The sequence below is a fragment of the Chelativorans sp. YIM 93263 genome, from assembly GCF_028767125.1.
In the GTDB taxonomy this organism is placed as follows: domain Bacteria; phylum Pseudomonadota; class Alphaproteobacteria; order Rhizobiales; family Rhizobiaceae; genus Chelativorans.
This window is the reverse complement of record NZ_JAKCWP010000011.1, coordinates 71,616-85,263: the sequence shown is the minus strand read 5'-3', so window position 1 is coordinate 85,263 and position 13,648 is coordinate 71,616. Positions and strand designations below refer to the sequence as shown.

Here is a 13,648-nt window from a genome sequence, read left to right as displayed (position 1 = left end):
GATGACCAGCAAGATCACCTTCACGCTCGACGGTAAATCGGTAACAGCCTCCGAGGGCGACACCATATGGGACGTGGCGAAACGAGAGGGCAATCGCATCCCGCATCTCTGCCATGTCGATCAGCCCGGTTACCGGCCGGACGGCAATTGCCGTGCCTGCATGGTCGACATCGAGGGGGAGCGCGTGCTTGCTGCCTCCTGCATCCGCAAGCCGGCCGAGGATATGGTCGTGCGAACCGATACCGAACGTGCCGAGAAATCGCGTGAGATGGTGTTCGAGCTCCTGGCCAGCAACATGCGCCCCGCCGACGAGGGGCCGGACAATCAGTCCGCCTTCTGGGAGTGGGCGTCCTCCATGGCCATTTCGGGCAGCGAGCGGTTCGGTTCGAAATTCTCCTCCGGCGATGTCGAGCCGGAGCTCGATGTTTCCAACCCGGCAATTGCGGTCAACCTGGACGCCTGCATCTCCTGTGGGGCATGCGTGCGCGCTTGCCGCGAGGTGCAGGTGAACGATGTGATCGGCATGGCCAATCGCGGCAATCATGCGGTTCCGGTCTTCGACATGCATGACCCGATGGGGCTTTCCACCTGCGTCACCTGTGGCGAATGCGTTCAGGCGTGCCCGACCGGCGCGCTTTATGAAAAGTCGCTGATGGACGAGGCGGGCAAGACCCGCGCCGTCCAATCCTTCGACAAAGTGGTCGACAGTGTCTGCCCGTTCTGCGGCGTTGGCTGTCAGACCACGGTCGCGGTGAAGGACAACAAGATCGTCCAGGTCGACGGCCGTGATGGCTATGCCAATGAGAACCGGCTCTGCGTCAAAGGCCGCTTCGGCTTTGACTATGTCATGTCGCCCGATCGCCTTACCAAGCCGCTCATTCGCCGTGACGACGCGCCGAAAACAGGCGACATTGACATGCGCGGCGTCGATCCGCTCACCGTCTTCCGCGAGGCGACCTGGGAAGAAGCACTTTCGCGTGCTGCCGGCGGGCTAAAGTCCCTGCTGGAGAACCATGGTGGCAAATCGCTCGCCGGCTTTGGCTCGGCCAAGGGTTCGAACGAGGAGGCCTATCTGTTTCAGAAGCTGGTGCGGCAGGGTTTCGGCACCAACAACGTCGATCACTGCACCAGGCTTTGTCATGCCTCCTCGGTTGTCGCCCTGATGGAGGGCGTCGGCTCCGGCGCCGTGTCGGCCCCCTTCAATGATGCCATGAAGGCCGACTGCATCATCGTCATCGGCGCGCGCCCGACAACGAACCATCCTGTTGCTGCAACCTATTTCAAGCAGGCCGCCAAGCTTGGCGCCAAACTGGTCGTCATTGATCCACGCCGGCAGGACCTGATGCGCCATGCCAGTCATTCGCTGGTGTTCAAGCCGGGCACCGACGTTGCCCTGCTGAATGCGCTGATCCACGTGATCATTGAGGAGAAACTCTATGACGAACAATATATCCAGGCCAATGTCTCCGGCTTTGAGGCGCTGAAGGAAAAGGTGAAGGACTTCTCGCCCGAGGCGATGGCGGAAGTCTGTGGCATTGAGGCCGAGGTGCTGCGCGATGTGGCGCGAACCTATGCCACATCCGAACGCTCCATCATCTTCTGGGGCATGGGCATATCGCAGCATACCCACGGCACCGATAATTCGCGCTGCCTGATCGCGCTGTCTCTGATCACCGGCCATGTTGGCCGCTCCGGCACGGGCCTGCATCCGCTACGTGGACAAAACAACGTCCAGGGCGCTTCTGATGCCGGGCTGATCCCCATGTATTTCCCCGACTATAAGTCGGTCGAAAACGTCGACATTCGCGGCGAGTACGAAAACTTCTGGGGCCAGACGCTGGATCCCAAGCGCGGCCTGACCGTGGTGGAGATCATCGACGCCATCCATGAAGGCGAGATCAAGGGCATGTATATATTGGGCGAGAACCCCGCCATGTCGGATCCCGACCAAACCCATGCCCGCGAAGCGTTGGCCAAGCTCGAGCATCTTGTAGTGCAGGATATCTTCCTGACCGAGACCGCTTGGCATGCGGATGTGGTGCTGCCGGCCTCAGCCCATGCGGAGAAGCTCGGCACCTACACCAACACTAACCGTCAAGTACAAATCGGTCGTCCCGCTCTCGACCCGCCCGGCGAAGCCCGGCAGGACTGGGAACTGGTTGTCGAGATCGGCAGGCGCATGGGGCTGGACTGGACCTACAAGTCCGTTTCCGAGGTCTACACCGAAATGGCGAGCGTCATGCCTTCGCTCCAAAACATTCCCTGGGAGCGTATCGAGCGCGAAGATTCAATCATCTATCCGGCGGACGCCGAAGACAAGCCCGGCAACGAGATCATCTTCACTAACGGCTTCCCGACATCCGACGGCCGCGGCCGCATCACGCCGGCCGACTTGCTGCCGCCCGATGAAGTGCCCGACGAGGAATACCCGCTGGTGCTCACCACGGGCCGCCTGCTCGAGCACTGGCATACCGGCGCCATGACGCGACGGGCTGGTGTGCTCGATGCAATCGAGCCCTTCGGTATCGCGGCGATGAACCCACGCGAAATCGCCAGGCGCGGGCTGTCGCAGGGTGATATGGTCAAGGTTGAAACCAGGCGCGGCACGGTCGAGGCGATCCTGCGTGCTGACCGGGAAGTGGCTGACGGTATGATCTTCATGCCATTCTGCTTCAACGAAAGCCCGGCCAACAAGCTGACCAACCCGATGCTTGATCCTTTCGGCAAGATTCCGGAATTCAAATATTGTGCGGCACAGATAGAAGCTGCTGCCAACAAAATTCCGCAATCCCGCTGACGGTAGGCTTCAGGATTGGTCACTGTCCATGGGTCTTCTGGATGTCCTGGCAATCGCCCCCACCCCAGATGATCGTGAGCGATGCCAAGAGCTGACTTGCAGGCAGCCGCCGGAATGTGACGCGGGGTTCAAGGAGTGCGAGAAATGCGGGCGAGGGGTGAGAGGTTCATCTTTAGCCTGCGCGAGCTGAGCGGCGCACTGGGCGACCTTGGCACGTTGCTGCCTCTGATGCTGGGCGCCATTGCCGTGGTTGGACTGGCGCCGACGCCGGTGCTTCTAGGGTTCGCCGTCTTCTATATTGCAACGGCTGTCCACTACCGTCTTCCCATACCAGTGCAGCCCATGAAGGCTGTTGCGGCAGTGCTGCTTACGGCCGGTATAGCGCCGGCCGGGCTGGTGGCCAGCGGTGTCATGATCGGCCTGGTGTTGCTGGTTTTGGGCCTGACCGGATGGATCACGCGGCTTGCCCGTATCGTGCCGCAATCGGTTCTGGCCGGACTGCAACTGGGGCTCGGTCTGGCGCTCGCCTTGGTAAGCGTTGACTTGATGGCCACGGCACCGGACGTCGCGGTGCTGACCCTCAGTCTGCTTCTGGGGCTGCTGCTGGCGCCGCGCTATCCTGCCGCCTTGATTGCACTCGTGCTGGCGATTGTGTTGGCGCAGCTGTTCAATGCGCCGGGTATGGAGTTGGGATCGGCGTCGGCGACATTCTCTGTCCCGTCGTTGCCGACTCCGGCGGAACTGGAGCGCGCTGTCTCGCAATTCGTGCTACCGCAGCTTTCGCTCACCCTCACCAATGCCGTTCTGCTCACTGCTCTGATCGCCGGCGATTATTTCGGTGATCGTGCCGCCCATGTCACGCCCGCGCGGTTGTCGGTGACAAGCGGTCTTGCCAACCTGTTGCTGACGCCTTTCGGTGCGCTGCCCATGTGCCACGGAGCCGGAGGGCTGGCAGCGCACTATAGGTTTGGTGCCCGCAGCGGCACAGCGCCGTTCGTCTTGGGTCTGGCCCTCTTGTTTTTCGCTATTCTGCCAGGAGGACTCGGGCTGGCCACGCTTGCCGCGATACCGGCGGCGGGGCTGGGCGCGCTGCTCCTGATGGCCTCCGGCGAACTCGCGTTCACAAAACGCCTGTTTGACTGCAAGCCGTCCTGCTGGCCAGTGATCGCGGTCACGGCGGGTGTCACCGTGTGGATAGACCCCTTCTGGGGCCTGCTCGCCGGTTCATTTGCGGAGTTTATACGCTACACTGCTGTACGCGTTCTGCGGCGTCATGTCAGGAACTGATGGGCTGGGTATGAATCGCAGCGGCACGCGCTCCGTGAGCGCTGCCATCAACGGCATTTCCGCCTCTATATTCTAGCTTCGGCATAGAGCGTACCGGAATGCCACCGCGTCCACAGGTCTACACCACCTTGACGGTGATTTCGCCAACACCTGTCACCTTTCCGTGTATCACGTCGCCGCGTTCGATCGGCCCGACACCGGCCGGCGTACCGCTCATGATCAAGTCGCCTGGCTGCAATTCGAAATATTGCGACAGGATGGTGATCATCTCAGGCACTTTCCAGAGCATCTGGTTGAGATCACCGCTCTGGCGTCTTTCGCTGTTGACGTCCAGCGTCACGGCGCCTCCGGCCGGATGGCCGATGCGGGACGCCGGGACAAGCGGGCCGCAAGGTGCCGATTTCTCGAAGGATTTTCCAACCTCCCAAGGACGCCCTAGTTTCTTGGCCTCGCCCTGCAAGTCGCGCCGCGTCATGTCCAGTCCCACGCCATAGCCAAAGACGTGGTCGAGCGCGTCTTCGACGCTGATGTCTGTCCCGCCCTTGGCGAGAGCCACCACCATCTCGATTTCGTGATGCACGTCGTTCGTCTGGGTTGGATAGGGGAAGTCTTCTCCGACAGAGAGATTGCTCGGATGCTTTAAGAAGAAGAAAGGCGGCTCCTTGTCCGGGTCGTGACCCATTTCCACCGCGTGGGCTGCATAGTTGCGGCCAATGCAGAAAATGCGGTTGACTGGGAAAAGCCGGTCGCATCCCTCCACTGGCAACACCGCCATGGCGGGTGGTGCAATTACATAGGACTGGGTGGCGTTGTTGTAGGCGGTCTCGGACATTATCAGCTCCTGGCTCCTGCGTATTACTCTATTTCCAGCCGGCCGACGAGGCCGAAGCGTGAGCGCCGGCCGATCATCACTCTTTCCCGGAACACGACCGCATCATAGCAGCTATTGAGCTGCGCGATCTCGACGGCCCAGGCAGGCCATGTATCGCCATCTGCGCGCTGTGGAACGGCATCTGATGGAGTCGGATATCGTCGGCAAACAGTTCGATTGAACTTCTACCGGCGCCGTCCGCTGACATCCGCTCCATGACCTGCATCTTTCGCCGTAAAAGGGAATCCCAACTTTCAACAAGCCGCTTCATCAGCGCCTCGTCCTTGGTTTTGAGACTATCATCCAAAATTATCCTGATCTTTAGCGGTCGCTCCCGCTAGGACATGCCTATGGTGCGGGGTGCGGGCGGTGCCGATGGTTGCAGCTGTGTGGAAGAAGGAATGTTCGGTCTTGCGCCTAATTTTCAGCGGATCAGGTTCGGCGGCACGTTGGCGCCACGTGAATCGGGTGGCCGCGCTGTCTGTGCAGCCGCTAGGCAACCATGACACAACGTTTAGGAGAAACGACGTCATGGAACTGGAAAGCAAGTCGATCATCATCACCGGGGCGAGCAGTGGTATCGGCGCAGCCGCGGCTTTGCTGTTCGCGGCCGAAGGCGCCAATGTGGTCCTTGGCTCACGTCGGTCGGCGGAACTCGAAACCCTCGCGGGGACGATCAACCGTGACAATGGCAGAGCCGTATACCTAGCCGGCGACGTAACGGATGATGGCTATGCCGATGCCCTTGTCGATCTCGCCAAAAAAGAGTTCGGCGGGCTGGACGGTGCGTTCAACAACGCCGGCATCGTGGGGGAGATGGGTCCGATCCCTGACATGAAGATCGGCAACTGGAGCGATGTCATCTCGGTCAACCTCACAGGCGCCTTCCTGGCTGCCAAGGCGCAGATACCGGTCATCAGGAAGCAAGGGCGAGGCTCGATTGTCTTCACCTCGTCCTTCGTCGGCTTCAGCAATGGCGGAATGCCGGGAATGGGGGCCTATGCAGCATCTAAGGCTGGACTGATAGGCCTTGTGCAGTCGCTGGCGTCCGACCATGCCGCCGAGGGTATCCGTGTCAACGCGCTGTTGCCGGGAGGTACGATCACGCCAAGCGGAGGAGAAGGGAATCCGGCCGCGCTAGAGTTCATCGCGAACCTGCATCCAATGAAGCGGATGGCGACCGCAAAGGAGATTGCGCAGGCGGCCCTGTTCCTGCTTTCCGATCGGGCGAGCTTCATCACGGGAAGCCCTATGATTGCCGACGGCGGCATGTCCGTCCGCTTAACATAGCCACCGCACCAATGCCTCCGACTGGCGATGATTCCAGTCGGGGGCATGGACAAGCATCATGCTGTTGCCGGCCTTCCATTATCTCCAAGGAAATCTTCAATGCCCCCAACGCGGCGGCTTGAACTAAAGCCATAGAGGCGAAAAGCCTTTCCGCTGCGCTTTATGACAAATCTTTGCGAGCCATCCTACAGAGCCATCTTGCGGGAGCGCGCTTTGCGCGACCGAGATCAGACTTCGTCGCAGAACCGTCTGTTGGTGGCACGGTCAGTTGGAAATTCCCAAGTCCGCGCCTTTCTTGCCAGAAACATGCCAGCGCCGCGGCCATCAGGAGTGCACCCGCTTCTCAATCGCATCGAACGCGAGGTGCCGGCGGGTCTTCGGGTTTAGTGCATTGCAATCGTATGTTCGCCAGCGCCGTGGCGACTAAGGTTCCATCGCTTGTCGACACATCTACTCTCGTATTTGCAATTCGCTTCCCGGAACTAAGAACGACAGCCTCTGCCGCCACGGGTCCCCTCGCAGGGAGCATATAGGTGATCGTCAGGCTCAATGTTGCCACACGCGCAATGTCCACGGCCATTGACCGTGCGGCCGCGGTTGCCGCCACGTCAATAAGGCTTGCCACCGCGCCTCCATGTATACTTTCGAATGCGTTCGAATTGCCATCGCGCTGCTCCAAAGTGCAGCGCGCTTTTCCCTTCACCGCACGTTCCGTTTTTACACCGACCAAATCGGGAAACCGATTGCGGGCATTCGCAAATACCGCACTTGCACTATTTTCTTTGCGTTGTTCCTCAGGCTTGTTTTCAGCCATTACCACTGCCTCGATTGCCTTGTTGTCATTGCTGGCGCGCAACTGATTTCTTGAACGACGCGCATTATGAAGGCGGCATATTGGCCCTGATGTCGGCCGCGGCGCGCCTGAGATGTGCCAGGATTTCTGCCTTGGCGCGTTCCTCGTCGATAGAACCAGCGACGAAATTTGCGCTTAGTGCCGCCATGACCCTGTTGCGTTGGTCGCGTACAGGCACCGCGATGCCTGAAATGGCGGGATCGAGTTCCGCATCGATCCAGGCGTATCCCTGCTCCTTCACCCGTGCGAGCTCGGCGCGCAATTCGGCGTCGCCGGTCAGTGTACTCGGGGTGAAGGCTTGGCGTTCAGAGTTACGCAGATATTCCTCCAGTTCGGCGTCGCTAAGATGAGCCAGCATTACTCGACCCAGGGAAACGGCAAAAGCTGGCAGGCGGCTGCCAATGGCGAGGTTGGTCGGTAGGATTCGACGAGCGGGAAGCCTCAAAATGTAGACGATGTCTGGAACGTTGAGCACCGCCATCGCGCAGGATTCGTTTATTTCAGCGCGGACCTCCTCAAGCACCTGCTGTGCGTAGCCCCAAAAGGGAAGGCTGCGGGCGTAGGATAAGCCCAGGCTCAGCGTCAGCGGCGTAAGTTGATAGTATCGCCCGTCGACGGTGCAGTAGCCGAGCTCTACAAGCGTCAGCAAAATGCGACGCGCCACCGCGCGATTCAGCGAACTGGCCGCGGCGAGTTCTGCAAGCGTGTGCCGACCCGGTGGACGCCCCAAGGCCTCAATCACCGCCAAGCCACGTGCAAGGGAGCGCACAAAGCTCTGGGGGTCGTGTTCGATATCCGGGCCCGCTTTCTCGTTCATGATTACTAGTCCCTCAAAATCCTTGTTGCCTACATTGTTAGATTCGGCTACGTTTCAATAGTGGCTATTATGTTCACTCAATGAACAATGTAAATAGGAACTTGCAATGGAGTTTGAGACGGATTTCTGGCGGGACGCGGCGGAGCGCAAGAGTTGGGATGCGATCGTGCCCGGCGAACCGCGTGAAACGGTTCCGTACGTGCTGACGTTGGAGGCTATTCAGAAGTACTGCAGGGCGGTCGGGGATATGCACCCGCTCTACTTCGATGAGGAGTACGCGAAAGAAAGCGTTTATGGCGGACTCATCGCGCCGCCCTCCATCCACATCCTGCTCATGTTTTCGTGCACGCCGACGACTGACTGGATGCGCAGTCCCGGAACGATCAATGCCGGACAATCCTGGACCTACAACATCCCGGCTCGCCCAGGGGACACGATCTCGTTGCAGGCGCGCGCGCTCGATAAGTTTATCAAGCGAGACCGCCTTTTCGTCATCCATGACAACGTTTTTTTCAATCAGCACGGCGAGGTCATCTGCTCGGGCCGCGGCTGGACCATTCGACCCAATTGAGGAGCAGGGAATGAACGACCTCTTTAGCGCAATCGATGTTGGAAGCCGCGTAGAAGGCTCGCAATTCGCCGTCACGAGGGAAACGATCCGCGAGTTTTGCGACGCCTCGCTCGACTACAATCCATTGCATCTGGATGACGAATACATGAAGGGCAGCTTCGGCAGGACCCAATTCGGCGGCATCATCATGCATGGCATGACCAACTTCGGGTTGATAACGCGCATGATAACCGACTGGGCGCACGAGTGGGGAGCCATTCAACGCCGTCTTGAGACGCGCTGGCTTATCCCCGTAAAGCCCGGCGACACAATTCAACCGTTTGCCACCGTCAAGTCCATGAAAACGACGGATGAGTCGCGCTGGGCCGTTCTGGAGATCGAAGTGCTGAACCAAGGCGGTGAAAAGGTAGCGCAGGGTGAGGCGCAGGTCGAATTCCCCGTCCGGGAGGCCGCATGATTCTCGGCCGCAGCCTTCTCTTCACCTCACAACGCTTTGCTGATCGAACGGCTGTAGCCTGTGAGCGGGTAGGGGAGATTTCGCACAAGGCGTTCGCGCAACGGGTCTACCGGATCGCTGACGGAATGAAGCATCTGGGAATTCAAAAAGGCGACAGGGTAGGAATGCTCGCCCGCAACAGCGCCGATTATCTCGCGGCTTACTTTGCCATTGGCAGCATTGGTGCCTGGTTTGTGCCATTGAATACGGCGCTCAAGGTGGCCGATATCGATTTTCGCCTGAGCCATGCCGAGGTCAGCGCATTTTTCGTCGACCGGGAATTTTTGCCCGTTTACGATGGACTTGCAGCTAAAACCCGCAAGCAAATCGATGGGCGTATCGTCGTGATGGGTGGGCCCACGGATCGCGGATGGGCGCTCGAGGAACTGCTCGAAACCGCCAAACCTATTCCGCCGGACGTCTCAATCTCGCCCGAAGACGTGCTTTATGTCGGCTACACGTCTGGAACGACGGGAACGCCGAAGGGGGCGCTGGTTTCCCATAGAGCGATTGTCGGTGGGTTTCTTTACAAGGCGCTGGAGTATGGTCTGACAGACAAAGACGTCACGATCAACGCGGGCCCCTATTGGCACTCCGCGCCCCGCGACTTCGCCTCCCTTGCCATTTATCTGGGCGGAACCTCGGTCGTTCCACGGAAATTCGAACCGCAAACCTACCTGGAGCTAGCTGAAAAATACAGCGCCACCAATTCATTCCTCGTTCCCACAATGCTGCAGCGTATCGTGCGCGAACCCGATCTGGATCGGCGCGACCTTTCCAAGATGAGGTGTCTTATTTCGGGCGGAGCCCCTCTGCCTAGCACGACAAAGGAGCGTGTTCTCGAGAAATTCGGTCCGGCATTGACCGAGTTCTACGGCGCTACCGAGACGAGGATTGTCACGACTATAACTCCGGACGAGTTGGCAGTGCGGGAACGTTCTGTCGGACGGCCGGTCCTCGATGTCGAGGTAGCAGTGTTCGGAAAAGAAGGAGAACATCTGCCCGCCGGCAAAGTCGGAGAGGTATTCATACGCGGTCCCGGCCTCTTCTCGGGTTACTGGCGCGACGACGAACGCACCGCCGCGGCGCATCGCGGCGACTGGTTTAGCCTCGGTGATATGGGTAGATTTGATGAGGATGGATTCCTCTACCTCGTCGACCGCAAGCAGGACATGATCATCAGCGGCGGCGAGAACATCTATCCCAATGACATCGAAGAATGCATTCGTCGGCTGCCGGGTGTGGCTGAAGCAGGCGTGGTAGGTGAACAGGATGAGGAATGGGGCGAGGTGGTCGTCGCCTTTGTCGTTCCGGAAAGCGGACGAGAGGTCATCCAGCACGAGGTGACAGATCACTGCCGCAACTACTTGCCCAATTACATGATCCCAAAGCGCGTCATCGTCACCGATTCCTTGCCGCGTAACGAGGTGGGTAAAATTCTGCGCAGAGAACTACGCAGAAGACTAGCTGACGCATCCACTGCAGTCAGCGCAACGACCGCATAAACGGATTCCAGGGAGGATATCAAATGAATGGTTTCAAAACATTGGCCGCAACCGGCTTGCTGGCGCTGGGTTTGGCAGCGTCCGCCCAGGCACAGTCCTATCCGGTCGACCAGATCCACATCACCGTACCGTTTCCGGCGGGAGGAACAACCGACATTCTGGCCCGTGAACTGGCCGGCCCGCTGGGTGAGGAACTCGGGGCAACGGTAATCGTTGAGAACCGGCCCGGGGCCGGCGGAACCGTGGGCTCCAACTATGTTGCTCACGCAAATGCCGACGGCTCGCAGCTACTGCTCACGGCGACCCATCACGTTATCAATCCGGGCCTCCGCGACAACCTGCCTTACGACACGATGGAAGACTTTAGCGAGGTCGCACTCATAGCGCTCGTGCCGAATGCCTTGGTGGTGCATCCCGATGTTCCGGCAAACTCGGTCGCGGAACTGATCGAACTCGCAAAGGAGGATCCGGACGGCCTCAATTTTGGATCTTCCGGTGTTGGCGGCTCCAATCATCTTTCCGGTGAACTCTTCAAGTCGATGACCGGCATCGACATGCTGCACGTGCCCTATCCGGGTGCGGCTCCAGCCATGACCGATCTCTTGGGCGGCCATATACCGGTAATGTTCGATTCATTGCCGACAGTCGTCCCGCATGTACAATCCGGGAAGTTGCGCATCCTCGGCGTCACCACCGCTGAACGCGTTTCTTCCCTGCCTGATGTGCCAACGATTGCTGAAGCAGGCGTCCCGGGATACGCGGCTGCCTCCTGGTTCGGTCTCTACGGTCCGGCCGGGTTGCCCGAAGACGCTCGGACATCTCTGGATGCGGCGCTGACCAAGCTCCTGGGGTCAGAGGAAATCGCAACGACGTTCAAGAAATTGAACGTGGAACCCGGAGAGCTCGTCGGGTCCGATTTCGAAACATTCGTCGCGGACGAAATCGAGAAATGGCAGGGCGTCGTCAAATCAGCCGGAGTGGAACTGCAATAGTTCCTTGCTGCCTCAATGCTGTGCGCGGGGAGAATTAGCTCCCGCTCACAGCGCCTCGTTTTGAAGGTCGAGAAAGCAGAAGCATGTCACTTTCCAAACCTCTTCTGTCCGGACTGATTTTTCTGAGCCTGGGCGGTTTCATGATCGCTCACGCCACCGGCTTGCGACTGGGAACGGTAAGCGCAATGGGGCCGGGGTTCTTCCCGATGGTAATCGGGATCTTGATGTGCCTGGTTAGCGCTGTTTTCCTCGGGCAGGCGTGTACTTCCAAACATCCGGCTGTCGGCACCATTTCTGTTGCAAGCGTTCGCCCACTCTTGCTTGTAATCACGGCACTGGGTGCCTTCGCCATTTCAATCGATAAATTCGGGCTTATCCTATCCACGGTTCTCCTCGTTACGATCTCGCGTTTTGCGGGAGATGAACGCCTGGGTTGGTTGCCGACAGCTGTCTTAGCGGCCGTACTGTCGGCGTTCGTCGGCTACCTCTTCTGGTACGTCCTTAAGCTGCCGCTACAATTGTGGCCGTAGTCATGGATTTATTCGCAAACCTTTCGCTCGGATTCAGCGTCGCCCTTTCACCGGCGAACTTGCTTTATTGCCTCGTCGGGGTGACGGTCGGGACCTTAATCGGTGTTCTGCCGGGGATTGGACCGATGGCGACAATCGCTATTCTACTCCCCGTCACCTTCGGCCTTGACCCCGTCGCCGCGCTGATCATGTTGGCCGGCATCTATTATGGCTCCATGTATGGAAGTGCCATCACTTCCATCCTTCTCAATACGCCAGGACATGCGGCGTCGGCAGTCGTGTGTCTGGATGGCTATCCCCTTGCACGGAATGGCCAAGGTGGTCTGGCGCTCGTCATCAGCGCGCTGTCCTCTTTCGTAGGAGGAAGTCTCGCGATTATTCTCGTGATGACGTTTGCTCCCATGGTCGCAGAGTTCGGCCTGAGATTTAGTTCCCCCGAATATTTCTCCATGTTGATCCTGGGGCTGACCGCGGCAGCCGGTCTGTCGCAGGGCAGCTTCATAAAGGGAATTGCGATGGTGCTGCTTGGTCTTGGGATCGGCACTGTGGGTACCGATCTGACTTCGGGCGTGCAGCGGTTCACCTTCGACAATTGGAACCTGGCCGACGGCATCAACTTCGTTATCTTGGCGATGGGATTTTTTGCTGTCACGGAGATCGTATTCAATCTTGAGCAGAAGGGCAGGTCGACGCTGGTGCATACACGCTTCGCCATGGCCGACCTGACCGCTGCGGTTCGCTCCTTCGCTCGCATGTGGGGCGCGGTGCTGCGGGGATTCGGCATTGGCTTTACTTTCGGCGCACTTCCCGGCAGCGGCCCAACGATCGCTACCTTTGTGGCTTATTCGGCAGAGAAATCCGTGGCGCGCGATTCTTCCCGGTTCGGAAAAGGGGCGCTGGAGGGCGTGGCCGGTCCGGAATCGGCGAACAATTCGGCCTCGATAGCCGGTCTGATACCCACCCTAACGCTGGGCGTGCCTGGTGATGCCATCATGGCGATGATGCTCGGCGCTCTTCTGATCTTTGGAATTACCCCCGGCCCAGGGGTAATCGTCGACGAGCCAGAGTTGTTCTGGGGTCTGGTGGCAAGTCTCTGGATTGGTAACGTTCTTCTTCTAGCGCTCAACATCCCGCTCATCGGAGTTTGGGCGCGCGTCCTGACTATTCCCTACAAGCTACTATACCCCTCCATTCTCCTGTTCATTTGTATCGGGGTCTTCAGCATCAACAATCGGACCTTCGATATCGGACTTCTGGCGCTGTTCAGCGTCGTTGGATACGTGCTGGCCAAACTCGACTTTCCGGCGGCTCCGGTTCTCCTAGGCCTCATTCTTGGCCCAATGATCGAGGACCATCTACGTCGGGCGCTCCTGATGGGCCGTGGCGATTTCTCCATGTTTTTCACGAGACCTATCAGCGCCATCCTGTTGCTCGCCACTTTGGGCATCGTGATCTATGTGATCGTCTCGACAATTCAGCAGGCCCGTCAGGCGCGAGCCCGCGATGAAACGGAAGTTCGACAATAGATGAGACATGACGTTGTCGCGGGCTATGCTCGCAAGGGAGCTTTCAACGTATGCCGATTAACCCGTCCGACATAGAAGTCGGGCGCAACGGGAGCCCGCATTACCGACAAGGC

Annotated in this window: 12 protein-coding genes; 9 read left to right on the top strand and 3 right to left on the bottom strand. The window is 59.0% G+C overall.

The window, feature by feature from the left end; all coding sequences use genetic code 11:
* Position 1: 1 nt before the first annotated feature.
* Complete coding sequence (fdhF, locus tag LY631_RS18770) at positions 2-2,797, top strand: formate dehydrogenase subunit alpha (RefSeq protein WP_274427126.1); 2,796 nt, start codon at positions 2-4, stop codon at positions 2,795-2,797.
* Between the two features lie 144 nt (positions 2,798-2,941).
* Positions 2,942-4,084: a putative sulfate/molybdate transporter gene (locus tag LY631_RS18765; RefSeq protein WP_274427125.1), complete on the top strand. Its 1,143-nt coding sequence runs from the start codon at positions 2,942-2,944 to the stop codon at positions 4,082-4,084.
* 118 nt (positions 4,085-4,202) lie between these two features.
* On the opposite strand, the gene LY631_RS18760 is transcribed toward LY631_RS18765, so the two are convergent.
* Complete coding sequence (locus LY631_RS18760; RefSeq protein ID WP_274427124.1) at positions 4,203-4,916, bottom strand: fumarylacetoacetate hydrolase family protein; 714 nt, start codon at positions 4,914-4,916, stop codon at positions 4,203-4,205.
* 570 nt (positions 4,917-5,486) lie between these two features.
* Between LY631_RS18760 and LY631_RS18755 the strand changes: the two genes are divergently transcribed.
* Positions 5,487-6,245 (top strand): SDR family oxidoreductase, encoded by a 759-nt coding sequence (locus tag LY631_RS18755; RefSeq protein WP_274427123.1) that lies wholly within the window; start codon positions 5,487-5,489, stop codon positions 6,243-6,245.
* Positions 6,246-6,588: 343 nt separating this feature from the next.
* On the opposite strand, the gene LY631_RS18750 is transcribed toward LY631_RS18755, so the two are convergent.
* Together LY631_RS18750 and LY631_RS18745 are read right to left on the bottom strand one after the other, a co-directional pair.
* Positions 6,589-7,059: a PaaI family thioesterase gene (locus tag LY631_RS18750; protein WP_274427122.1), complete on the bottom strand. Its 471-nt coding sequence runs from the start codon at positions 7,057-7,059 to the stop codon at positions 6,589-6,591.
* Positions 7,060-7,123: 64 nt separating this feature from the next.
* Entirely contained in the window at positions 7,124-7,915 is a 792-nt protein-coding gene (locus LY631_RS18745) for an IclR family transcriptional regulator domain-containing protein (RefSeq protein WP_274427121.1), read from the bottom strand.
* A 106-nt stretch (positions 7,916-8,021) separates the two neighbouring features.
* On the opposite strand from LY631_RS18745, the gene LY631_RS18740 reads away from it, so the two are divergent.
* The 6 genes from LY631_RS18740 (at position 8,022) to LY631_RS18715 (ending at position 13,535) form a co-directional block, all read left to right on the top strand.
* Entirely contained in the window at positions 8,022-8,486 is a 465-nt protein-coding gene (locus LY631_RS18740) for a MaoC family dehydratase (protein ID WP_274427120.1), read from the top strand.
* A 10-nt stretch (positions 8,487-8,496) separates the two neighbouring features.
* On the top strand, positions 8,497-8,943 hold the full coding sequence (locus tag LY631_RS18735) for a MaoC family dehydratase (protein WP_274427119.1): 447 nt from the start codon (positions 8,497-8,499) through the stop codon (positions 8,941-8,943).
* Positions 8,940-10,487, top strand: a complete 1,548-nt coding sequence (locus LY631_RS18730; protein WP_274427118.1) for a class I adenylate-forming enzyme family protein — start codon at positions 8,940-8,942, stop codon at positions 10,485-10,487. Before LY631_RS18735 ends, LY631_RS18730 begins: the two co-directional genes overlap by 4 nt.
* Positions 10,488-10,510: 23 nt before the next feature.
* Complete coding sequence (locus LY631_RS18725) at positions 10,511-11,479, top strand: Bug family tripartite tricarboxylate transporter substrate binding protein (RefSeq protein WP_274427117.1); 969 nt, start codon at positions 10,511-10,513, stop codon at positions 11,477-11,479.
* 83 nt (positions 11,480-11,562) lie between these two features.
* Entirely contained in the window at positions 11,563-12,009 is a 447-nt protein-coding gene (locus LY631_RS18720) for a tripartite tricarboxylate transporter TctB family protein (RefSeq protein WP_274427116.1), read from the top strand.
* Between the two features lie 2 nt (positions 12,010-12,011).
* On the top strand, positions 12,012-13,535 hold the full coding sequence (locus LY631_RS18715; RefSeq protein ID WP_274427115.1) for a tripartite tricarboxylate transporter permease: 1,524 nt from the start codon (positions 12,012-12,014) through the stop codon (positions 13,533-13,535).
* Positions 13,536-13,648: the final 113 nt, after the last annotated feature.